Origin of the sequence: Rhizobium sp. LjRoot98 (assembly GCF_964252935.1) — a bacterium.
In the GTDB taxonomy this organism is placed as follows: Bacteria; Pseudomonadota; Alphaproteobacteria; order Rhizobiales; family Rhizobiaceae; genus Pararhizobium.
In genome coordinates this window covers 194,447-215,940 of sequence record NZ_CAXUPW020000010.1, presented here as the reverse complement: position 1 = coordinate 215,940, position 21,494 = coordinate 194,447, and the positions used below count along the sequence as shown (strand labels likewise).

Below are 21,494 nucleotides of genomic sequence, written 5' to 3'. Positions count from 1 at the left end.
ACCGTTGAGGAAGGCGACGATCTCCCTCTTCTCCCCATCGGGGAGAAGGTGGCCCGCAGGGCCGGATGAGGGGGGCGAAGCCACCTTTACCTGACGAAACCGGGCACACTGGGATTGAAAGCCATGGCAAAACGCTTGACTAACAAGACAGTCGCTCTCCCCGCCGGGGAGAAGGCGGAGTCCACCTCCCCCTCGAAAGGAGGTAAACATACCGCTTGCAACAAAGCCGAAAGCCGGAAAAAATCACTGTCAAACCAATCTGATACGAAACGTCCGAAGTCCCCGCATCATCCCGAGGTACCCCGATGCCGAACCTGCCCGCTTCTTCCCTCGGCGCCACGCTCACCGGCAGCGGCACGACCTTCGCGGTCCATTCTTCCTCGGCCTCGGGCATCGAGCTCTGCCTCTACGACGCGAGCGGCAACAACGAATTGCGCCGTCTGCCGATGCAACGCGGCGAAGACGATGTTTGCAGCCTGACAATCCCGGACGCCCCGTCGGGCACGCGGTACGGTTTTCGGGCTTCAGGAGATTACGATCCGGACAACGGCCTCTGGTTCGACCCCGCCAAGCTGCTGGTCGACCCCTATGCCCGTGAACTCGACCGGCCGTTCCATTACGATCCCCGCCTGTCGGCTTTCGGGGACGACACCGCCGATCTGGTGCCAAAGGCGATCGTGACCGCGCCGCAGAGCGCACAACGCCAGCCCCCGGTCTTCCAGACCGGCGGCCTGATTTACGAAGTTGCCGTCCGCCCCTTCACCATGCTGCATCCCGATGTGCCGGAACAGCAACGCGGCACCGTTGCGGCCCTTGCCCATCCCGCCGTCATCGCCCACCTGAAGCGCATCGGCGTTTCCGCCATCGAGCTGATGCCGATCACCGCCTGGATCGACGAGCGCCATCTGCCCCCGCTCGGCCTTACCAACGGCTGGGGCTACAATCCCGTCGCCTTCATGGCGCTCGACCCGCGCCTTGTGCCTGGCGGCATGACGGAACTGCGCGAAACGGTTGCGACCCTGCATGCCGCGGGCATTGGCGTTCTTCTCGATCTGGTCTTCAACCATTCCGGCGAAAGTGACCGCTTCGGCGCGACGCTCTCGATGCGCGGCCTCGACAACCATGCCTATTACCGCCACGCCGAGGACCGGCCCGGCGAACTGATCAACGACACAGGTACGGGCAACACCATCGCCTGCGATCACCCGGTGGTGCGCCAGTTGATCCTCGACAGCCTGCGCCATTTCGTTCTGTCGGCAGGCATAGACGGCTTCCGGTTCGATCTCGGCTCGATCCTCGGCCGAGATGCCAATGGTTTCCGCAGCGATGCCGCCCTGCTTACCGAAATGCGCACCGACCCAGTCCTGAAAGACCGCATCCTGATCGCCGAACCCTGGGATATCGGTCCCGGCGGCTACCAGCTCGGCAATTTCCCGGCCTCCTTCCTCGAATGGAACGACCGGGCGCGCGATGACCTGCGCCGCGTCTGGCGCGGTGATAGCCACACGATCGGCGATCTGGCGACGGCGCTCGCCGGCTCATCCAATATCTTCTCCCGCAATGGCGGTGAAAAGACCCGTAGCGTCAATTTCATCGCCGCCCATGATGGCTTCACGCTGATGGATCTCGTCTCCTATGCCGGCAAACACAACGAGGCGAATGGCGAGCACAATCGCGACGGCCACAACGAAAATCACTCCTGGAACAATGGCGTCGAAGGCGCAACAGCCGATCCCGAAGTTCTGGGCTTCCGCCGCCGCGATGTCATGGGCCTGCTCTCCACCCTGTTTGCCAGCCGCGGCGCCATCATGCTGACAGCGGGTGATGAAGGCGGCCGCAGTCAGCACGGCAACAACAACGCCTATTGCCAGGACAACGCCATCACCTGGGTCGATTGGAGCCAACTGGACGACACGCTTATCGCCCACACCGCCGCTCTGTCGCACATCCGCGCCCGCTTCGATGTCTTCAGCGATACCACGTTCTTTACCGGCAACGGTGATGTCGAGTGGCTGCGTTTCGACGGCCAACCGATGACGACGGGCGACTGGGAAAGCGCAACTACCGACCATCTGGTCATGCTGCTGTCCACCGGCGACAGGGACCAAAGCAGACGCACCCGGCTTGCCATCGCCATCAACCGCAGCCACGCGCCGCATGCGGTTCATCTGCCGGTCCGGCCGGGCTCGGGCTGGCAAAGCCTGCTACCGTCAGCCAACGCCGGTATCGGCATGACGGCGGCACGAAGTGTCAGTTTCCACGTCGAAATTTTGTAACCCTATACTGCTTCCCCGATTGCCGTTTTTCGAAAGAGCGGCATATAGAGAAACGGGGGGATGTTTTTGATCGGAAAAGAGAATGCCGCAGGAAATTTCGCTATCTGACGTCAAGAACCTGGTGGGCACCGAAGTCGGTATTTCCGACTGGATCACAGTGACGCAAGACACCATCGACAGCTTTGCCGGTGCCACCGACGACCATCAGTTCATCCATACGGACCCGATACGCGCCGCCGCAGAAACTCCGTTCGGCGGCACCATTGCCCACGGCTTCCTGTCACTCTCGCTGCTCTCGGCGATGAACTACAACTGCCTGCCGCGTGTGCGCGAACAGACGATGGGTATCAACTACGGCTTCGACAAGGTGCGCTTCATGACGCCGGTGAAAAGCGGCGCCAAGGTGCGCGGCCGCTTCACCATGGCCGAAGCCCGCTTCCGCGGCGCCGGCATGCTGATGGTCACCTATGAGGTTACCGTCGATATCGAAGGCGAACGCAAGCCGGCGCTGACGGCAACGTGGCTCACCATCATCCAGTTCGACCCGAAGGATCGGCCGGAGGATGCGTGATCCAGAGGCGATAGGAGACCCTCGGAACTGACCGCCGATTTCATGACCGTGGGGTCGGATCGCTCGAGTGAGCCCGGATGCCATCGAGACCGGGCTACACCATCAGTTCCCCGCGTCCTCGGCAGCTTCGGCGAGAAGCGTCGAGACATACGGCGAAAACGACCGCCAGCACTCGACCCGGAACGTATCTTCGGCAGTACGCAAAAGCACGATCTCGGCCTTGGCCAGAACCGTGCGCGAGCAGGCGCCAACCGGGAAGGCCGCCAGCGACAGGTCCTGCGGGCAGCCGCCGTTGATCGCCACAGCGGCACCCCGGCCCTTGACGATAATGGCCGTGTTGCGATGGGAAACATCGGTCGCCGAATGCAGCACGTTGCTGGACGCCACCGCTGCCATCAGGTCGGCCCCGTTCTCGTCGATGATGAGCCATTCATCCGGCCCGAGCCAGAGCGCGTGGCGGCCATTCGAAGATGCAGACGTCTTGGCTTTGGTGGGCAGCAACAGGCCGAGCACTCCCGAGAGAGCTGCAACAGCATCTGGCTTGGCCCTGAGCGATATCCGGGTTGCGGGAGAAGCGACGGAAAGCGCGGCAGCACCGGAGCCGCCGTGAAAGCCGGAAAGCGGCAGGGTACGGGTTGCGAGATCAGCCATTGATGCGGCCTCCTTCCTTGTCAAAGAACACCATGTCGCTCACCTCGACGGCGATCGTCTTGTCGGGCATCGGCACATACAGCGTCTGGCCAATCTTCGCCTTGCCGCCAGCAACCAGCGCCAGAGCGATCGAGCGGCCGCAGTTTTCCGACCAGTAGGCCGAGGTCACATGACCGATCATCGTCATCGGCAGCGGCTGGTTCGGATTGGCAACGATCTGCGCCCCCTCTTCCAGCACCACCGCCGGGTCCTTGGTCAAAAGCCCGACAAGCTGCTTGCGGCCATCGGCGACCAGATCGGGACGGCGCAGGCCGCGAATGCCGACGAAATCAGCCTTCCTCTTGCCGACCGCCCAGCCAAGCGAGGCATCGTCGGGGGTCACTGTCCCGTCGGTATCCTGACCGACGATGATGTAGCCCTTCTCGGCGCGCAGGATATGCATCGCCTCGGTGCCATAGGCGCAACCGCCGAGCGCTTCGGTCCGCTCGGAAATCGCCGCCCAGACGGCCGGGCCGAAATCGGCGGGAACGTTGACTTCGAAGCCGGTTTCGCCGGTAAACGACATGCGGAACAGCCGGGTCGGCACGCCGCAGATCTTGCCTTCGCGAACGCTCATATGCGGGAAGGCGTCGTTCGACAGATCGATACCTTCCACCAGCGGTCCGATGATCTCGCGCGCCTTCGGCCCCTGCACGGCGATGACAGCCCACTGCTCGGTAGCGGAGGTCAGCCAGACGTTCAGATGCGGAAACTCGGTCTGAAGATAGTCTTCCATATGGTTCATGACGCGGGCAGCGCCGCCCGTCGTCGTGGTGACATGGAAGCGGTCTTCCGCCATGCGGCCGACGACACCGTCGTCATAGACGAAGCCGTCTTCGCGAAGCATGATGCCATAGCGGCAGCGGCCGGGCTTCAGCGTATCCCAGCTATTGGTGTAGATCAGGTTGAGGAACTGCGCTGCATCCGGGCCGACAACCTCGATCTTGCCGAGCGTCGAGGCATCGAAGATACCGGCGACGTCGCGCACCGTCTTGCACTCGCGGTTGACGGCCTGATGCATGTCCTCACCAGCCCGCGGATAATACCAGGCACGCTTCCACTGGCCGACATCCTCGAACACTGCGCCTTGAGCTTCTTCCAGCGCATGCATCGGCGTCTTGCGGGTCGGGTCAAACAATTCGCCACGCGAATGGTTGATCAGCGTCCCGAAAGTCACCGGGGTATAGGGCGCACGGAACGTGGTGAGGCCAACCTTGGGGATTTCGCGGCCGAGCGTTTCAGCCGCGATCGCCAGACCATGGATGTTGGACAGCTTGCCCTGATCGGTCGCCATGCCATTGGTGGTGAAGCGCTTGATATGCTCGATCGAGTGCATGCCCTCGCGCACCGCAAGGCGAATGTCCTTGGCGCAGACGTCGTTCTGGAAATCGATGAACGCCTTGACGGTCGTGTCCGGTCCAGCGCCCTCCGCAGCGCCGGCCATGCCGCCGGTCCAGGCAAAGGCATTCGCGCCCTGAAGCGCCAGCTTTTGCGAGGCGGTAAAGCCCGAGGCATTCGACATCAGTTCGCCGGCCGCTAGCGATTCCTCGATGGTCGCCTGCAAATCGTTGGTGCCATTGCAGGCACCGACCGACAGGCAGTCCTGCGCATAGGTGCCAGGCAGGAAGCGCTGCGTCTCGGCGTCATAGGCGACCTTACCGCGCGACTGCGAGAACATGTGCACCGAAGGCGTCCAGCCCGCCGACATCAACAGCGCATCGATGGCGATCTTGCGCGCACCGCCGCCGCCATTGCGGGCAACCGACATGGAGGAAACCCGAAGCTTGCCGCCGGTATCGACAACAGCGTGACCAGCCAGCACTTCGATGCCAAGGGAACGCGCTTCGGCCAGCACCGCTTCGCCCGGCTGCTCCCTGGTATCAACGATAGCAGCAACGGTAATACCGGCGCGCTTCAGATCGAAGGCAGCCTCATAGGCGGAATCGTTGGCCGTGTAGACGCCAACCTTCTTGCCGACGGCGACGCCGAAATGGTTGAGGAACGTGCGGGCGGCGGATGCCAGCATGATGCCCGGACGGTCATTGTTGGCAAACACCATATGCCGCTCGATGGCGCCGGTGGCGATGATGACGCGCTTGGCGCGGACCTGCCAGAGGCGCTCGCGCGGCAGTTTTTTATCCGGCTTGGCCAGATGCTCCGTCACCCGCTCGTTCAGGCCGACGAAATTCTGGGCGTAATAGCCGAACGCCGTCGTGCGCGGCAGGACGGTGACGTTGTCCATCTTCGCCAGATTGGCGGCGGTGGCCTGAGCCCAGGAATAACCGTCCTGTCCATCGATCGTGACGCTCTTGTCGTAATGCAGTGCACCGCCAACTTCCGGCTGCTCGTCACAGATGATGACCCGCGCGCCAGTCTTGGCGGCGGCAAGCGCTGCCGAAAGGCCAGCCACCCCGGCGCCAATCACCAGAACATCGCAATGGGCGTAGCGGCTGGAATAATGATCGGTGTCGTCTTCGGTCGGCGACACGCCGAGACCCGCCGCCGCACGGATTTGCGGCTCGTAGACGTGTTTCCAGGCCTGCTTCGGCCACATGAAGGTCTTGTAGTAGAAACCGGCGGCAAAGAACGGTGCCAGCAGGTTGTTGACCGCGCCAACGTCGAAGGCGAGCGACGGCCAGCGGTTCTGCGAGATGACCTTCATGCCGTCAAAGACGTCCTGCACGGTGGCCCGCACGTTCGGCTGCTTGCGGGCAGCATCGCGCTCAACGCCGATCAACGCATTCGGCTCTTCCGCACCAGCCGACACGATGCCGCGTGGACGGTGATACTTGAACGAGCGGCCGACCAGATGAACGCCGTTGGCCAGCAGCGCCGAGGCGACGGTATCGCCTTCAAGGGCGGCATAGCTCTTGCCGTCGAAGAAGATTCGGGCGGTTTTTGCAGGGGTGAGACGGCCTGCACCGGGGATACGATTGGCGCCGCTCATTTAGCATTCGACTCCGTGGCTTCATAGGTTTCGACTGTCGCTTCCGTTGCCGGACGCAGCGTGCTGAGATCCGGGCGCGGCAAGCCGGCCTTGTAAGTGGTCAGGAATTTGTCGCTGACGGTATCGCGGGCAGCATTGAAGAAGCGGCCACAACCGTTCAGATGCCGCCAGCGCTCGAAGGTCAGCCCCTTGACGTTGTCGCGCAGGAAGAAGAAGGCCTCGAATTCCTCATCGGTCATCTCGGTCATGTTGGTGGGACGGGCGATATGCGCGTCACCGGCCTGGCGGAATTCGAGCTCTGAACGCTCTTCCTCGCAATAGGGGCAGTAGATCAAAAGCATGGTGTTTCCCCTTAGTGCGCAACGGCGGCGGCGGCCGCTTCGTCGATCAGGCGGCCCGAACGGAAACGTTCCAGCGTGAACGGCGCATTGATCTTGTGCGGCGCGTCGTTGGCGATGGTATGGGCAAAGACATTGGCCGAACCCGGCGTTGCCTTGAAGCCGCCGGTGCCCCAGCCACAGTTGACGTAAAGGCCGGAAACCGGAGTCTTGGCGAGGATCGGCGAGCGATCCGGCGTCACGTCGACAATACCGCCCCAGGAACGCATCATCTTCATGCGCCGGAAGATCGGGAAGAGTTCGCAGATGGCATCCAGCGTGTGGGTGATGATCTGCAGACCGCCAGTCTGGGAATAGGACGAATACTGGTCAGTCCCGGCGCCGATGACGAGCTCGCCCTTGTCGGACTGCGAGATGTAGGCGTGTACGGTGTTGGACATGACCACGCAAGGAAAGATCGGCTTGATCGGCTCCGACACCAGCGCCTGCAGCGGATAGCTGACCAGCGGCATGCGCACGCCGGCCATCTCCATCAGCACCGAGGTATGACCGGCAGCCACGACGCCGACCTTCTTGGCATTGATCTGGCCGCGATTGGTATCGACACCAGCGACGGAACCATCCGGATTGCGGCGGATGCCGGTGACTTCACAATTCTGGATGATATGAACGCCGCGATCGGCAGCCGCACGGGCGTAACCCCAGGCGACGGCGTCGTGACGCGCAGTACCGCCGCGCCGCTGCAGGGCGGCACCGTTGATCGGGTAGCGGGCGGTGCGGGAAATATCGAGCGGCGGGCAGAATTCTTTCGCCTGTTCCGGCGTCAGCCATTCATTGTCGATGCCGTTCAGGCGGTTGGCATGGATATGGCGTTTGAACACCTGCTGGTCATGGATGTTGTGCGACAGCATCATCACGCCGCGGGCCGAGTACATCACGTTGTAGTTGAGATCCTGGCTGAGCCCGTCCCAGAGCTTCAAGGCGTGATCGTAGATCCCCGCACTTTCGTCATAGAGATAATTGGAGCGGATGATGGTGGTGTTGCGGCCGGTATTGCCGCCACCGAGCCAGCCCTTTTCGAGCACGGCGATATTGGTGATGCCGTGTTCCTTGGCGAGGTAATAGGCGGTGCCCAGGCCATGGCCGCCGGCGCCGATGATGATGACATCATATTCCTTGCGCGGCTCGGGCGAGGTCCACTGAGCCTCCCATCCCCTGTGGCCGCGCATCGCTTCGCGAGCGACAGCAAAAACCGAATATTTGCGCATCCGCTTTCACACTCCGTAGTCCTGCCAGAAGGCCGGTGAATTTCTTGTGGTCGATCCTAGAAATCGCAAATCCCGAACTTCCGCAACGTTTCTTTTGCGACGCGAGACGGCGCTTGTCGCACGAGTTGCGACATGCCGCTTTCCGGGCACAATATAAGGCAGCGCCCATATTGGAAGCTGCAGCACACCGGGCCTGCTTCAGTGCGGTTACCGTTGCCGGAGCCGCGAAGCCATGGTTTTCCGGCGCTTTCGGCCGCCAAAAGCAACTGGAAGCTGGACTTTGAGCAACCGATCTGGTATCCGCTCTCTCAATCGTAAAGCTTCCGGGCTCCGCGAACTATATTTTTTTGCCTCGTTGACCTGATTTCATGAGGCGATCACTCCAAACTGAAGGAACGGGATTCTCGTGCAGGTACTAGTCCGCGACAACAATGTCGATCAAGCGCTTCGCGCACTCAAGAAGAAGCTGCAGCGCGAAGGCGTTTTCCGCGAAATGAAGATGCGTGAGGCCTACGAAAAGCCATCCCAGAAGCGCGCCCGCGAAAAGGCTGAAGGCGTTCGCCGCATTCGCAAGCTGGCCCGCAAGCGCCTGCAGCGCGAAATGGGTATCGTTACCCCCCGCCCTTCGGCGGCAGCGCGCTGATCAGCGTTTACGGCGTATTTGACGCGTAAATTGGGCGGGGGCGACATGATCGCCACCGCTCTTTCTGTTTCAATCGCATGTTGCCGGATATAATTCCTGACACAGGCGACGGGCGCGCAGAGCGTGCTACACTGTCTTCGGACACGGAGCGCATCGATGACGATGCATCTGACGCTCCAGAACATTGAAACTGTGCATGCTGGCCCGGTCTGCCGCTTCAGGCCCGGGACATGCCGAGACGCTTCGCTTAACGAGGGAATCAATCTTGACATCGACTGCCAGGACTGCGGATTTTTCCGACCATACCGGCCTTGCCGGGCGCTCCAATCGGCGCGGTTTTGCCCTCGCCTCCATGCTGGCTGTGACGGGCGCACTTGTCCTTTCCGGCTGCTCGACCGCAGATACGCCAAGCAACATGATGCGGGTCGAGCGGGCACAGGGAAGCAACGAGAACATTGCGTCTCTGTCTGCCGTGATCGCCGCCAATCCGAGCGACCCGGAAGGCTACAATGTCCGTGGTTCCGCCTACGGCCGCGCGGGTGAATTCCGCCGGGCACTCGCCGATTTCAACAAGGCGATCGAGCTCAATCCGCAATTCTATCAGGCCTATGCCAACCGCGCGCTTGTCCAGCGCAACATGGGCGACCAGTCGGCAGCGCAGTCCGATTACAACAAGGCCTTGCAGCTCAACCCGCGTTATGACGTCGCCTTCATCGGCCGCGGCAATCTTTACCGTCAGGCCGGACAGCTGGATCAGGCGTTTGCCGATTTCAACAAGGCCATCGAACTCGACACGACAGACCCGCGCGCCTATCACAACCGTGGCTTGATCTATCAGGCCCGCAAGCAGCATGCCCAGGCGATCGAAGATTTTTCGACGGCGATCTCGCTGTCACCAAGCGCGCCGGAGCCCTATAACGGCCGTGGCATTTCCTATGTTGCCACCAATGACGACGACAATGCGTTCGCAGATTTCAACACCGCGATCAACCTGAACGGCAAGATCGCCGAATCCTGGGCCAACCAGGCGCTGGTCTATGAGCGGCGCGGCGACAAGGCGAAGGCAGCGAAGTCCTACGGTCACGCACTGTCGCTGGATCCGAAATACGAACCGGCTCGCGCCGGTCTTGCCCGCGTCAAGGCTGCCGGCTGACGAGACAAGGCGCGGCGTCACGCCGCGCGCCGGTCACGCGACCGCAGCTACAGGGATTGGGCGCTCAACAATCGTACGATTGCGCCCCTCCCGTTTGGCCTCGTAAAGCAGCTGATCTGCACGATCGAGAGCCGCCCAGGCCGTTTCCTGCGGTTGCAGCAGCACACCTCCGATACTGGCCGTCACGAAAGCGCAGATATCCGAAGTGGCGTGATCGATGCGAAGCCCTCGCACCGCGGCGCAAAGCTCATCCATGCGGCCCTTCAGCGACGCTTCCCCGCAATCGTAGAGAACAAGCGCGAACTCCTCTCCGCCCATCCGGCAGGCCAGGTCGAGCGGACGGTGCGCAAAGGCGTCCAGGCACGCCGCCACGCGTTGCAAGGCCAGATCACCGGCCTGATGCCCGTAGCGATCATTGTAACGCTTGAAAAAGTCGACATCGAGCAACAGCAAGCCGACGGGTACGTTTTCGCGCCGGGCCTGCTGGCGGACCGTCTCAAGCTGCTCATCAAGACCACGCCGGTTGGCAAGCCCGGTCAGCGGATCGTGTGACGCCTGCTCCTTGAGAATGCCGCGCAGAAGGAATTGCTCCCGATGCGCACGCTCCCGCAGATAACCGCCGACTGCCGAGAAGACCAGCGTCAGAAGCAGCATGGCGTTGAATTGCAGCCCTTGCAGTTCCAGTGGTAGCAGCCAGTATCGCAACGCGAAGGTCAGGACGACAACCCCTAAGGCCAGTTCGAAGCTGTGACGGAAACGGAGCCCCAGCGGCGAGAACGCTCCCATGACGAATAGAAGCTGGGCGAATTCGGCGTGCCCCAGACCGTTGCGCTTGTAGAGGCAGACCGACACCGCCCCACACACCGCAAGCGCCAGCACGGTAGCGATCGACAAAGGTGCTGCCCGCGACGCCCCACCCTGGCGATGGCAAAGATACAGGCAGACAAGCAGGAACAGGACCGCCACCACCCGGCTTGCCAGAATGCCCCACATATCGGCGGTGAGATCTGGAAACTGCCCCATCAAAGGGAGCCGGACAAAATCGGAAACTCCGAAGAGAATGATGAATGCCAGGGAGAAAACCGCACTGACCATCGCGGGCCGGCGCTCGTCCTTGTCGATCTGAAGCGCATATTCGCGCTCCATCTCGTCCGGGAAGCGCAACCACCCGATGCCCGCATCAAGCTGCCGGGCGTAGCGCCCGATCCGGGCATGACCGAATTGCGAAGATGAACTCATGATCCTCTTTCGTACCGGCGCCACGCATTGCAGCTGGCACCCGACGATAGGCGAGGACAATTGAATTTCGATTAAAATGCCGGGCGGGAAGGACGTCCGGATTGATACACGATGGAGTGCCGCCTTAACGGACGGCACTCCAGGTTCAGCGGTTCATCGCTTAGTGGTTCATGGCCTTGACGATATCATCGGTCATCTTCTTGGCGTCGCCGAGCAGCATCATGGTGCCGTCCTTGTAGAACAGCGTATTGTCGATGCCAGCATAACCGGAGCCGAGAGAGCGCTTGACGAACAGGCAGGTCTTGGCCTTATCGACATCGAGGATCGGCATGCCGTAGATCGGCGACGTCTTGTCGTCGCGCGCCGCCGGATTGGTGACGTCGTTGGCGCCGATGACATAGGCGACATCGGCCTGCGCAAACTCGGAATTGATATCCTCAAGTTCGAACACCTCATCATACGGCACGTTGGCTTCGGCGAGCAGCACGTTCATATGGCCCGGCATACGGCCGGCAACCGGATGAATGGCATATTTCACTTCGACACCGTTGGCCTTCAGCGCATCGGCAAGCTCGCGCACGGCGTGCTGCGCCTGCGCAACAGCCATGCCGTAGCCCGGCACGATGATCACTTTCGACGCATTGGCCATCAGGAAGGCGGCATCGTCGGCCGAGCCCTGCTTGACCGTACGCTGCACGCCATCGTCGCTGGTTGCGGCTGCGGCATCGCCGCCAAAGCCGCCTAGGATGACCGAGATGAAGGAGCGGTTCATGCCCTTGCACATGATGTAGGACAGGATCGCGCCGGACGAGCCGACCAGCGCACCGGTGATGATCAGCGCCAGATTGCCAAGCGTGAAGCCGATACCGGCGGCGGCCCAGCCGGAGTAGGAATTCAGCATCGAGACGACGACCGGCATGTCGGCGCCACCGATCGGCACGATCAGCAGAACGCCGAGCGCCAGCGACAGAACGACAATCGCCCAGAAATCGAAATGACTTTCCGACGCCGCAAGACCGACGATGAAGAAGATGATCAGCAGCAGAAGCGCCGCGTTGATGACATGGCGGAACGGCAGCATGATCGGCTTGCCCGACATGCGCCCGTCAAGCTTCAGGAAGGCGACGATCGAGCCGGTAAAGGTGATCGCACCGATGGCAACGCCGAGCGCCATTTCGACCAGCGCCTGCGCGTGGATCGAACCAATCTCGCCGATACCGAAGGACGACGGCGTATAGAGTGCGGAGGCTGCGACCAAGACGGCGGCAAGGCCGACCAGCGAATGGAAGCCGGCCACCAGCTGCGGCATCGAGGTCATCGGGATGGAACGGGCGATGTAGGCACCTGCACCACCGCCAATGGCAAGACCGAGCACGATCAGCACCAGGCCGCCAAACGACGGGGTGGCAAGGAGCAGCGTCGTGACGATGGCGATGCCCATGCCCACCATGCCGAGGATATTGCCGCGGCGCGAGGTGGTCGGATGCGATAGGCCGCGCAGCGCCATGATGAACAGGACACCGGAAACCAGATAGAGGAAGGCTGCGATATTGGCACTCATGACGGCAGCCTCACTTCTCTTTTTTCTTGTACATAGCGAGCATGCGCTGGGTCACCAGGAAGCCGCCGAAGATGTTGACCGAGGCAAGGATCAGCGCCACGAAGCCGAAGCCTGTGGCGAGGCCGGACGCCGAGATGCCGACCGCAAGCAGCGCGCCGACGACAATAACCGAGGAAATCGCGTTGGTGACCGCCATCAGCGGCGTATGCAGCGCCGGCGTTACCGACCAAACCACGTAATAGCCGACGAAGATCGACAGAACGAAGATTGCCAGCTGAAACACGAACGGGTCGATCGCGCCACCACTCAATCCGTGAACAACATTACCGGCGGCATCCGGCACATATTCGGCGGCAGTGCGCACCGCTTCGACCGCCCGGTCGAGGTCGCCGATCGCCTTGTCGAGCATCTCATTGGCCATCATATTTCTCCCTTAGGCAGCCGCACTTCTCCCCGAAGCACGCGCGCTGCCCTCTCCAATTTTCAAGCTGTTGCTGTGGCCACGGCCGGCGATGCAAAGTTTGGATGCACCACGGCACCGCCATGCGTCAGCATCGTCGCCTTGACGAGTTCGTCCTCGGCATTGAGCGCAAGCGCCTTGGTCTCCTTGGAAACCATGGTTTCAAGGAAGGTCACGAGGTTCTTGGCATAGAGGACCGAGGCGGAAGCGGCGATACGGCCCGGCATATTCGTATAGCCGACGACCTTGACGCCCTCGACCTCGACCACTTGATCGGCAACCGCACCTTCGACATTGCCGCCACGCTCGACAGCGAGATCAACGGCGATCGAGCCGGGTTTCATGGCTTTCAGCATCTCGCGGGTAATCAGCCGTGGTGCCGGACGGCCCGGGATCAAAGCCGTGGTAATGACGATGTCCTGCTTGGCGAGGTGCTCGGCGGTCAGCACCGCCTGCTTGGCCTTATATTCCGCCGACATCTCCTTGGCGTAACCGCCTGCAGTTTCGGCCGCCTTGAATTCCTCGTCCTCGACCGCAATGAACTTGGCGCCGAGCGAAGCGACCTGTTCCTTGGAGGCCGGGCGAACGTCGGTGGCGGAGACGACCGCGCCGAGACGCCGTGCCGTGGCAATCGCCTGCAGACCGGCAACGCCCGCCCCCATGACGAAGACTTTCGCAGCAGGAACAGTGCCCGCCGCCGTCATCATCATCGGCATGGCCCGGTCATATTCGGATGCAGCTTCGATCACCGCCTGATAGCCGGCAAGGTTGGCCTGTGACGACAGCACGTCCATCGACTGGGCACGGGTGATGCGCGGCATCAATTCCATCGCAAAGGCAGATACACCGGCCTTGGCCATATCTGCCAGCGCCTGATCATTCCCATAGGGATCCATGATCGCCAGCACGATGGCGCCGGACTTGTAGCCGGCAACTTCGGCAGAGGACGGACGGCGCACCTTCAGCACCACATCGGCACTTGCAGCATCGGCAGCAGAACCGATTACAGCGCCGGCCTTCTCGAACTCGCTATCAGGAATACGTGATAACGTGCCGGCACCGGCCTGCACGACAACCTCGAAGCCGAGGGTCTTGAGCTTCTTCACACTCTCGGGTGATGCCGCAATACGGCCCTCGCCCGGAAATGTTTCCAACGGTATGAATACGGTTTCTGCCACAGGTTCCTCCCTGACACGGGCGGGAACACGGCGGACCGCGATTTCCACTCTCCCGCACACTCTTAAATCACGCTTTGAACCACCCTCCGGCAGCCCGCGCGCATGTCTACCATGGCCTGGAAACCGCCGGGCCATGGAAAAGCCGGCACCTCACTCCCAAGTGCCGCTTTCATCAAAACTTTGGAAAACCGGTCAGCGCAGAAGAACGAAACCGGCGATATTGAGGAGAATGAAGAGAACGAAGGCGGTGAAGAAGCCGGCGCTGGTGAAGAAACCGGCAGCCATGGCGATCAGCAACGCGACGCAGAAGATCGTGACAATCTTAGTGCCTTCGAGGAAGAAGTTGTAGGTCTTCTCGTGTTCGGCATAATCCATCGGTGCGCCCAATTCGGCCGGTCCGGAATGATGTTCAGCCATCGTCCATATCTCCCTGAAATTCAGCCACACCCTACTCTGCCCCTGGTGGCGAGCGCAGCATCCCGTCTCTATTCCATTCTATGCGCATCCGACGTGCCCGAAAGCATCGATCGCGCATAGGTGGCCTTACACAAAGCCACAGTCAAACGCAACGAAAACTGCAGGCGCAACATGCGGCATAACGGTTGATAAGATAGCCACCTCCGCTACGCCAAAGCCCGATCAGGACTGGCTGCGCGCGCGGCTCTGCATCGTCAACGCCAGACGCGCGGTTGGCAGCACCGTCAGTGGCGCATACTGCGCCTCCCGGTCATCGCCGAACATCATGCGCCGCTCGAACGGTTCCGAATCGAAGAACGGAAACCGGGTATAGAGCCAGGGACGGATCTCGCGGACGCGGGCAGCGAGCAGCGTCAGGTCGATCTTGTAGTCGCCGCAGTTCTTTTGCGGGGAGACAATCGTATCGGCATCGAAAACCCGCTTGTAGAAGGCTGCGTGCTGCGGCTTTACCAGCGACAGGCAGCGATCGACGTCGAAATGCTCGGACGCCATGGTGGCAACGCGCAGAGTGAGATACGGGATGGCTGGCATTTCCTTCAGGATTTCCGGATCGGCGGCAAGCCGGACCGGATCGATCAACGACAGACCCGCATCGAGAAAGCTGTCGATCTCCGCCCCAAAGACGGACCCGGACGAACTGATCCGATGCTCCGGCGTCACATGGTGCACCCGCACGGTGCTGATCAAGCGCTCTTCGAAATAGATTCCGAAAACATAGGCGTGACTGTCGAAATCAATGTCATCAATGAGCATCGTGCCGGACAAGGGCAATATATCGGCCATCTTATAGGCCTTGAAACGGATACGGGCGACATCTTCCATGTCCTCCCCTGTTTCGACCCTTCGATATTCAACATGATCCAACAGTTCCAGCAGTCGCTCTGAAAACCTGTTCTGCTGCTCCACTTTCATTTCATCAAACGCCCCCGTTGAAGGGGGCATTCATCTTCCAAACGGAGGCACCTCACAATGTTTTAATAGATTATTAAGCATAAACCATTTGTTAAGGTTAACAGGTAGTTAATGCTAAATTATCATTGTGTATTTTGGCAGCGTAACAGCTTGAAACAGGTCGCATTCCGGCATCTCGGAATGATCACCTGGCTGGATCAAAAAAAGCTGCAGAAAGAGGTTGGATATCTAAGCCGTGCGCCGATTGCGCCGTTTTGGCACGGAAAGCTTCTTCAACAAGGTATCCGACAGGCTTTCGATCGCCAGCGAAGGCATGGGGGCTGCGAAGACATATCCCTGGATCAGGTCGGCACATTTGTACTGATTGATCAGCGCCAGCTGATCGTTGGTCTCGACCCCTTCGATGACGATTTTCAACCCGAGCTCGCGCGACAGGTTGACCATGCCGCGCAGAAGCTTGAAGCGTCGCGCATCCTCGCGGATGTTGCGCACGAAGGAGCGGTCGATCTTGATGATATCGAGCGGCAGTGCATCGAGATAACTGAGGCTCGAATACCCTGTTCCGAAATCATCGATGGCGATGGTAATACCGCGGGCGCGCAATTCCTGGAGGATCGTCTGCACCTTGGCCGCTTCTTCCATCAGGCAGCTTTCGGTCACCTCAAGGTGAAGCCGCGATGGATCCAGGCCGGTTTCAGACAGAATATCCGCGACGATCGGAATGATTTCGCCATTGCGCAGATCAAGGACTGACAGATTGACGGAAACGGCGATGTGACTGGGCCATTTCAGGCAATCAAGGCAGGCTTGGCGCAGCATGAATTTGGTGATGTTGGAAACAACACCGATTTCCTCGGCCAATTGAATGAACACATCCGGCGCGACCGGGCCGCGCTCGGGGTGGATCCAGCGCGCGAGCGCCTCGCAGCATTCGACGCGCGAGCCATCGGCGAGGAACATCGGCTGATAGGCAATCGACAGCCCACCCGTTTCAATCGCATCTCGCAGATCGGTCTTCATTTTCTGCCGGTCGAGATAGTTCGCGTCCATTTCCGCTTCGAACGCGGTGCAGCTTCCCTTTTCACGGCTCTTGCTTTCAAACAGCGCCAGGTCGGCCTTGATCTGCATGTCTTCAAGACGGAAATCTGAGCTATCGGCAATCACATAGCCGGCGCTCATCGCGATATTGAAGGTAAAGCCGCTGGCAAGATAAGCGCCGCGCATTTGCGCATGCACCGCCCGTATCCGCTCTTCGAGAAGACGGCGGTTGCTTTCGCCCGCAAAGAACAGAACGAATTCGTCGCCCATCAGGCGTGCAGCAATCGCCTTGTCTCCCGTCACCTTCTTCAATCGTTCGGAAATCGCACACAGCAACCTGTCGCCAACGACGTGGCCGCGCGTATCGTTGACATGCTTGAATTCGGCGACATCCAGAACCATGAAGCCGGTCACGCCGGTGCGGTTCTGATCGGCAAGCGCATTGCTCACCAGTTCGCCGAAATAATCACGATTTGGCAGACCGGTCAGCGTATCGAACCGCACCATCTGCAGGATTTTCTTTTCCGCCCGCACACGCGCCGTGACGTCTTCAAAGATCAACACAATGCCGCCATTGGCACGGCGGCTTGCTGAAAACTCGAGAAACAGATCGTCGGAGAACGGAATGAGCGCACGCGACTGAATGCCCTGCATCAACTGGCCCAGCTGCTTCAGCACCTGTTTTGCCTGATCCTGTTCCAGAAACGTGTGACGGACACCATAGCGCAGAACGGCATCGAGATGGCAATCCTTCAGGCGATCGCGATCGCCGAGATTGAGCAGTTCGCAGGCCCGTCGGTTGGCGACCAGAATACGGTTGTCGGCATCGAGCATGAACAGGCCATGCGGCATATTGTTGAGCGCAAGGTCGAAACGGCCGGCGATGGTTGAAATCTCCCGCGCGGCCAAAACGTTCTTGTGCAAGGTTTCGCGCACACCCCGGGCCATCGCCCAGGTCGTCAGAACAAACGGCACGATCAAGACGGCCAGCAATGCCATGAACCAGTCCATCAGGCCCAGCAGGCCGAGGATGATCGGGCCGCAAGCCGACAGGGACATGACGACGACGGCACGCGCCGAACCATAATTGCGGCCGACGAGCGACACCATGGTGGCAAGCGTCACGGAAATGCAGGCGAGTTCGGCAAAGGGATCGCGGCTGACGAGAATTGCGTAACCACAGGCTATGCCGAGCGTCATGGTGGCGCAGACACCTCCGGCATTATAGCGATTTTCCCAGCGGCGGATGCCTTCAAAATCCAGAGAGGCCAGGTTCTCGCGATCAAACCGCCGCATATCGATGCCACGCACGAACCAGATCAGCACAATCGCGATCGTGCAGCCGATGAAGAAGGGGTCACTGGTTTTTGCAAAGACGAGCAGGAATGTCACGACATGCGACAGCATGCCGATCAACAATGTCTGGCGGTAATCGTAGAGCGAGCTTACGAACGAAAGATACACATCGGTCGGAAGAGCGCTCTGTTCATTTGACTTCATGAACCCCCTGCTCCGGTTTGGCGAAGTGTTATTCCCGAGGGTTTAACGAAAGATTTCGCGCGCTTACCGGAAAAAATCTTCCCATATATTAGGCAAATTGGCTCAAACACGCCGGCATTGCAGATATTCAACCCAGTATTGCAGCAGGCTCCGCGGAGTAATGCTTTTATACAACCTTGCATGGTTTCGGCTGCGAGCCGGTTATTCGCGCACGCCAAAGCGAAGCCTTCTTCAAAACTGTTCCCAAGGATTTATCTGTCGCAATGGTTACTGCAGTTCTAAGGCAAAAAGCCAGATCTTGCCAGTCGCTTGCAACCGGTTTAGGCACGCTGCAGCCAGCATCGGAATTGACTTCTCCCCTCCCTGAGCGCAATGGCTTTATACCGTGATATGAGGCTGGGCTTCGAGCGAGGTGACCAGCCGTAGGTGGAGATCCAGCAGTGCCCAAACCCGTTGTTGCCATACCCGCTGATTTCAGGTCCTTCGACGGCAATGTTTGGCATGCCACGCCGCATCAATATGTTCGCGCTGCTGTCGAAGGCTCCGGCGTTATGACATTCCTGGTGCCAGCCCTTGAGAGTGGCAACGATGCCGATGAAATCCTCGACCGGGTGGACGGCGTTCTCGTCAGCGGATCGCGCACCAATGTGCATCCCTCCCTCTATGGACAGGAACCGTCGGAGGCCTATGGTCCCTTCGATCCCGGCCGCGACGCGACAAGTCTGCCGCTGATCCGCCGCGCGTTGGAACGGGGCGTGCCTTTGCTTGCCATTTGCCGCGGCATCCAGGAATTGAACGTTGTCCTGGGCGGCACGCTGGCAAACGAAATCCAGGACCTGCCCGGCATCTCGGATCACCGCAAGCCGGATGTGCCGGAACTCGATATCGCCTACGGCATCCGCCAGAACGTCATCATCAAGGAAGGCAGCTGCCTCGCTTCGGTGCTCGGCGCTGGCGAAGTACAGGTGAATTCGCTGCACCGGCAGGCGATCTCGAAGGCCGCCCCGCGTCTCGCTGTCGAGGCCATCGCCGAAGACGGCACGATCGAGGCGGTATCGGTCATCGACGCCAAGGCCTTTGCCGTCGGCGTGCAATGGCACCCGGAATACTGGGTCGGCAAGGACGCTCCGTCCTCGACCCTGTTTCAGGCCTTTGGCGATGCGGTTCGCGCCTATGCCGAAACAAAGAAGAAGGCGTTGACGGCTGTTTAAGCCGTCTTCCGCTTGAACGGCGTTTCCGGCACTGGCGTCAATGCGGCACCGGTATCGAACCACGCAACGAGATTATCCACGACCAGATCGGCCATCGCATTGCGCGTCGCTTGCGAGGCTGAGCCGACATGCGGCAGCAGCGAGAGGTTCGGCAGGGAAAGCAGCGCCTCGGGCACATGCGGCTCGTTCTCGAAGACATCGAGGCCGGCTGCCGCGATGACGCCGCGCTGCAAGGCATCGGCAAGGGCAGCCTCATCCACGGTGGTGCCGCGGCCGACGTTGATCAATACACCCTGTGGCCCCAAGGCCTCCAGGACGCTGGCGTTGATGGTTTTGCGGGTGCTTTCGGTGCCTGGCACGATCACGATGATCGTATCGACCGCCTCTGCCATTCCCTTGAGCGTTGGATAATGGGTGTAGGCCAGCCCCTCACGCGGCGTGCGGGTATGATAGGCGATGGAAACGCCGAACGCTTCCAGTCTCTTGGCAATCGCCAGCCCGATACGGCCGAGACCATAAAGGCCGACCGTCCGGCCGCGCAGGGTCAAGGGCGAAAGGCCAAAGGCTCCGTCTTTGACCCAGCGGCCCTGGCGCAGCCATTGTTCGGCGACGGGAAAACGGCGCAGGGTGTTGAGGAGCAGGCCAATCGCGGTATCGGCCACCTCATCCGTGAGCACATCCGGCGTATTGGTGACGGCAACGCCACGCTTGGCCGCATGCCCGGCATCGACACCATCATATCCGACACCAAAGCTGGCGATGATCTCGAGATTGGGAAACGCATCGATGAATTCAGCCGCGATTTTGCCCTGAACGGCGATACCGGAAACACTGGATGCAAGGTCAGCCGTCACCAGGCCGGGATCAGCGGCTACGATGAAAACAGGCTCAAAATGAGCCGGCAAACGGTCGAGCACACGCTGGCTCATTTTTCCGGGTACGAGAATACGCGGGCGACCGTTGGGCATGGTTTGCTCCTTGCGGAATTGGATCGAATTATTCGGAGGGATTGGGCCGAAACGGGCCGGTCGACTGGCGTATCCGCATTTCCGGCTTGATCAGGTGGATACCATCCGGCTCATGGCTGCCGTTCAGCTTATCAAGCAGCGCACGGGCGGCACTGCGGCCGACATCAGACTGTCCGTTCCAAACGGTGGTCAGCGCCGGCGTGGAGATCGAGGCTTCCTCGAGATCGTCGTAACCGGTGACCGACACATCGCGGCCGGGCACAAGACCGGCGCGGGCAATGCCATTCATCATGCCGATGGCGACAAGATCATTCCAGCAGACGACGGCCGTCGGCTTTTGCGGCAGCGACAACAGATGAACGGCAGCCTCGAAACCGCCCTGCATCGACCGGGGGCCGGGAATGCGCAGGTCCGGATCGACATCGATATTGGCCTTGCGCAGCGCGTTGACGTAGCCCTGATAGCGATCACGTCCTGTCGAGGTCTGGTCCGTGCCACCGACCATGGCGATGACACGATGACCAAGGCTGATCAGATGGTTGGTCGCGAGAGAAATGCCGTAGGCATCATCACCCCGGAAGATCGGCACATCGAGGCCTTCGATCGAACGGGCAATCAGGATTGCCGGCATGCCATTGTCTTCGGCGAGCTGGATGTCCTCCGGCGGCGTGCCGATGGCAGGCGACATGATGACGCCGTCGCCGCCCAGCTGTAGCAGGGTTTCGATGAAGGCGCGCTGTTTTTCGACGGAATCGTAATGGTTGGACAGAATGAAGGTTTGCCGGTCGCGATCGAGCTCAGCCTCGATGGCTTTCAGGATTTCGCCGTAGAACGGGTTCATGATGTCGTGCACGACAACACCGATAATGCCGGAACGGGACGTCCGAAGGCTGGCTGCGCGGCGATTGTAGATATAACCGAGTGCGCGCGCCTGATCCTTGATCTTGTCGCGGGTCATGGCCGCAACAAGCGGACTATCGCGCAAAGCCAGGGAAACGGTCGCCGTGGACACACCAAGCGTTTCCGCAATGGTGGAGAGCTTGATCTTCTGCGCCACGTTTCCC

Annotated in this window: 18 protein-coding genes; 5 read left to right on the top strand and 13 right to left on the bottom strand. The window is 60.5% G+C overall.

Going from position 1 to position 21,494, the window contains the following annotated elements; genetic code table 11:
• The first annotated feature begins 305 nt into the window (after window positions 1-305).
• Window positions 306-2,276: a glycogen debranching protein GlgX gene (glgX, locus tag ACSQ3J_RS25370; protein ID WP_060502990.1), complete on the top strand. Its 1,971-nt coding sequence runs from the start codon at window positions 306-308 to the stop codon at window positions 2,274-2,276.
• An 82-nt stretch (window positions 2,277-2,358) separates the two neighbouring features.
• Entirely contained in the window at window positions 2,359-2,847 is a 489-nt protein-coding gene (locus ACSQ3J_RS25365) for a MaoC family dehydratase (protein ID WP_060502991.1), read from the top strand.
• A gap of 102 nt (window positions 2,848-2,949) precedes the next feature.
• On the opposite strand, the gene soxG is transcribed toward ACSQ3J_RS25365, so the two are convergent.
• The 4 genes from soxG to ACSQ3J_RS25345 are packed head-to-tail and all read right to left on the bottom strand — an operon-like array spanning window position 2,950 to window position 8,090.
• Window positions 2,950-3,498 carry a sarcosine oxidase subunit gamma family protein gene (gene soxG, locus ACSQ3J_RS25360; protein WP_060502992.1) on the bottom strand — a complete coding sequence of 183 codons (549 nt, stop codon included), beginning with the start codon at window positions 3,496-3,498 and terminating at the stop codon, window positions 2,950-2,952.
• Window positions 3,491-6,484: a sarcosine oxidase subunit alpha gene (locus ACSQ3J_RS25355; protein WP_060502993.1), complete on the bottom strand. Its 2,994-nt coding sequence runs from the start codon at window positions 6,482-6,484 to the stop codon at window positions 3,491-3,493. Before ACSQ3J_RS25355 ends, soxG begins: the two co-directional genes overlap by 8 nt.
• Entirely contained in the window at window positions 6,481-6,825 is a 345-nt protein-coding gene (locus ACSQ3J_RS25350; protein WP_060502994.1) for a sarcosine oxidase subunit delta, read from the bottom strand. The genes ACSQ3J_RS25355 and ACSQ3J_RS25350 overlap by 4 nt, the downstream gene beginning before the upstream one ends.
• 11 nt (window positions 6,826-6,836) lie before the next feature.
• Window positions 6,837-8,090, bottom strand: a complete 1,254-nt coding sequence (locus ACSQ3J_RS25345; RefSeq protein ID WP_060502995.1) for a sarcosine oxidase subunit beta — start codon at window positions 8,088-8,090, stop codon at window positions 6,837-6,839.
• A 406-nt stretch (window positions 8,091-8,496) separates the two neighbouring features.
• Between ACSQ3J_RS25345 and rpsU the strand changes: the two genes are divergently transcribed.
• On the top strand, window positions 8,497-8,733 hold the full coding sequence (gene rpsU, locus ACSQ3J_RS25340) for a 30S ribosomal protein S21 (RefSeq protein ID WP_060502996.1): 237 nt from the start codon (window positions 8,497-8,499) through the stop codon (window positions 8,731-8,733).
• A gap of 265 nt (window positions 8,734-8,998) precedes the next feature.
• Window positions 8,999-9,886, top strand: coding sequence for a tetratricopeptide repeat protein (locus ACSQ3J_RS25335; RefSeq protein WP_060503156.1), 888 nt, complete (start codon window positions 8,999-9,001; stop codon window positions 9,884-9,886).
• 33 nt (window positions 9,887-9,919) lie between these two features.
• Here the strand turns inward: ACSQ3J_RS25335 and ACSQ3J_RS25330 are convergent, their stop codons facing one another.
• The 7 genes from ACSQ3J_RS25330 to ACSQ3J_RS25300 form a co-directional block, all read right to left on the bottom strand.
• Window positions 9,920-11,125, bottom strand: a complete 1,206-nt coding sequence (locus ACSQ3J_RS25330) for a GGDEF domain-containing protein (RefSeq protein WP_060502997.1) — start codon at window positions 11,123-11,125, stop codon at window positions 9,920-9,922.
• 160 nt (window positions 11,126-11,285) lie between these two features.
• Window positions 11,286-12,686, bottom strand: a complete 1,401-nt coding sequence (locus tag ACSQ3J_RS25325) for an NAD(P)(+) transhydrogenase (Re/Si-specific) subunit beta (protein WP_060502998.1) — start codon at window positions 12,684-12,686, stop codon at window positions 11,286-11,288.
• Between the two features lie 10 nt (window positions 12,687-12,696).
• On the bottom strand, window positions 12,697-13,107 hold the full coding sequence (locus ACSQ3J_RS25320) for an NAD(P) transhydrogenase subunit alpha (RefSeq protein ID WP_060502999.1): 411 nt from the start codon (window positions 13,105-13,107) through the stop codon (window positions 12,697-12,699).
• A 62-nt stretch (window positions 13,108-13,169) separates the two neighbouring features.
• On the bottom strand, window positions 13,170-14,324 hold the full coding sequence (locus tag ACSQ3J_RS25315) for a Re/Si-specific NAD(P)(+) transhydrogenase subunit alpha (protein WP_060503000.1): 1,155 nt from the start codon (window positions 14,322-14,324) through the stop codon (window positions 13,170-13,172).
• A 192-nt stretch (window positions 14,325-14,516) separates the two neighbouring features.
• Window positions 14,517-14,741 (bottom strand): aa3-type cytochrome c oxidase subunit IV, encoded by a 225-nt coding sequence (locus ACSQ3J_RS25310; protein WP_060503001.1) that lies wholly within the window; start codon window positions 14,739-14,741, stop codon window positions 14,517-14,519.
• A gap of 222 nt (window positions 14,742-14,963) precedes the next feature.
• Window positions 14,964-15,713 carry an N-acyl amino acid synthase FeeM domain-containing protein gene (locus tag ACSQ3J_RS25305; RefSeq protein WP_060503002.1) on the bottom strand — a complete coding sequence of 250 codons (750 nt, stop codon included), beginning with the start codon at window positions 15,711-15,713 and terminating at the stop codon, window positions 14,964-14,966.
• Window positions 15,714-15,941: 228 nt separating this feature from the next.
• Window positions 15,942-18,251, bottom strand: a complete 2,310-nt coding sequence (locus tag ACSQ3J_RS25300) for a putative bifunctional diguanylate cyclase/phosphodiesterase (RefSeq protein ID WP_060503003.1) — start codon at window positions 18,249-18,251, stop codon at window positions 15,942-15,944.
• 440 nt (window positions 18,252-18,691) lie between these two features.
• On the opposite strand from ACSQ3J_RS25300, the gene ACSQ3J_RS25295 reads away from it, so the two are divergent.
• On the top strand, window positions 18,692-19,462 hold the full coding sequence (locus ACSQ3J_RS25295; protein ID WP_060503004.1) for a gamma-glutamyl-gamma-aminobutyrate hydrolase family protein: 771 nt from the start codon (window positions 18,692-18,694) through the stop codon (window positions 19,460-19,462).
• Here the strand turns inward: ACSQ3J_RS25295 and ACSQ3J_RS25290 are convergent.
• Window positions 19,459-20,430: a 2-hydroxyacid dehydrogenase gene (locus ACSQ3J_RS25290; protein ID WP_060503005.1), complete on the bottom strand. Its 972-nt coding sequence runs from the start codon at window positions 20,428-20,430 to the stop codon at window positions 19,459-19,461. The two genes, ACSQ3J_RS25295 and ACSQ3J_RS25290, sit on opposite strands and share 4 nt — an antisense overlap.
• A gap of 28 nt (window positions 20,431-20,458) precedes the next feature.
• Window positions 20,459-21,487: a LacI family DNA-binding transcriptional regulator gene (locus tag ACSQ3J_RS25285; protein WP_060503006.1), complete on the bottom strand. Its 1,029-nt coding sequence runs from the start codon at window positions 21,485-21,487 to the stop codon at window positions 20,459-20,461.
• Between the last annotated feature and the right edge of the window lie 7 nt (window positions 21,488-21,494).

What these genes read in the sequence shown, in the direction of transcription:
- ACSQ3J_RS25330 (WP_060502997.1), bottom strand. Translation starts at nt 11,125, where the DNA reads ATGAGTTCATCTTCGCAATTCGGTCATGCCCGGATCGGGCGCTACGCC.
- ACSQ3J_RS25350 (WP_060502994.1), bottom strand. Translation starts at nt 6,825, where the DNA reads ATGCTTTTGATCTACTGCCCCTATTGCGAGGAAGAGCGTTCAGAGCTC.
- ACSQ3J_RS25310 (WP_060503001.1), bottom strand. Translation starts at nt 14,741, where the DNA reads ATGGCTGAACATCATTCCGGACCGGCCGAATTGGGCGCACCGATGGAT.
- ACSQ3J_RS25355 (WP_060502993.1), bottom strand. Translation starts at nt 6,484, where the DNA reads ATGAGCGGCGCCAATCGTATCCCCGGTGCAGGCCGTCTCACCCCTGCA.
- ACSQ3J_RS25320 (WP_060502999.1), bottom strand. Translation starts at nt 13,107, where the DNA reads ATGGCCAATGAGATGCTCGACAAGGCGATCGGCGACCTCGACCGGGCG.
- ACSQ3J_RS25345 (WP_060502995.1), bottom strand. Translation starts at nt 8,090, where the DNA reads ATGCGCAAATATTCGGTTTTTGCTGTCGCTCGCGAAGCGATGCGCGGC.
- ACSQ3J_RS25305 (WP_060503002.1), bottom strand. Translation starts at nt 15,713, where the DNA reads ATGAAAGTGGAGCAGCAGAACAGGTTTTCAGAGCGACTGCTGGAACTG.
- soxG (WP_060502992.1), bottom strand. Translation starts at nt 3,498, where the DNA reads ATGGCTGATCTCGCAACCCGTACCCTGCCGCTTTCCGGCTTTCACGGC.
- ACSQ3J_RS25290 (WP_060503005.1), bottom strand. Translation starts at nt 20,430, where the DNA reads ATGCCCAACGGTCGCCCGCGTATTCTCGTACCCGGAAAAATGAGCCAG.
- ACSQ3J_RS25300 (WP_060503003.1), bottom strand. Translation starts at nt 18,251, where the DNA reads ATGAAGTCAAATGAACAGAGCGCTCTTCCGACCGATGTGTATCTTTCG.
- ACSQ3J_RS25365 (WP_060502991.1), top strand. Translation starts at nt 2,359, where the DNA reads ATGCCGCAGGAAATTTCGCTATCTGACGTCAAGAACCTGGTGGGCACC.
- glgX (WP_060502990.1), top strand. Translation starts at nt 306, where the DNA reads ATGCCGAACCTGCCCGCTTCTTCCCTCGGCGCCACGCTCACCGGCAGC.
- ACSQ3J_RS25325 (WP_060502998.1), bottom strand. Translation starts at nt 12,686, where the DNA reads ATGAGTGCCAATATCGCAGCCTTCCTCTATCTGGTTTCCGGTGTCCTG.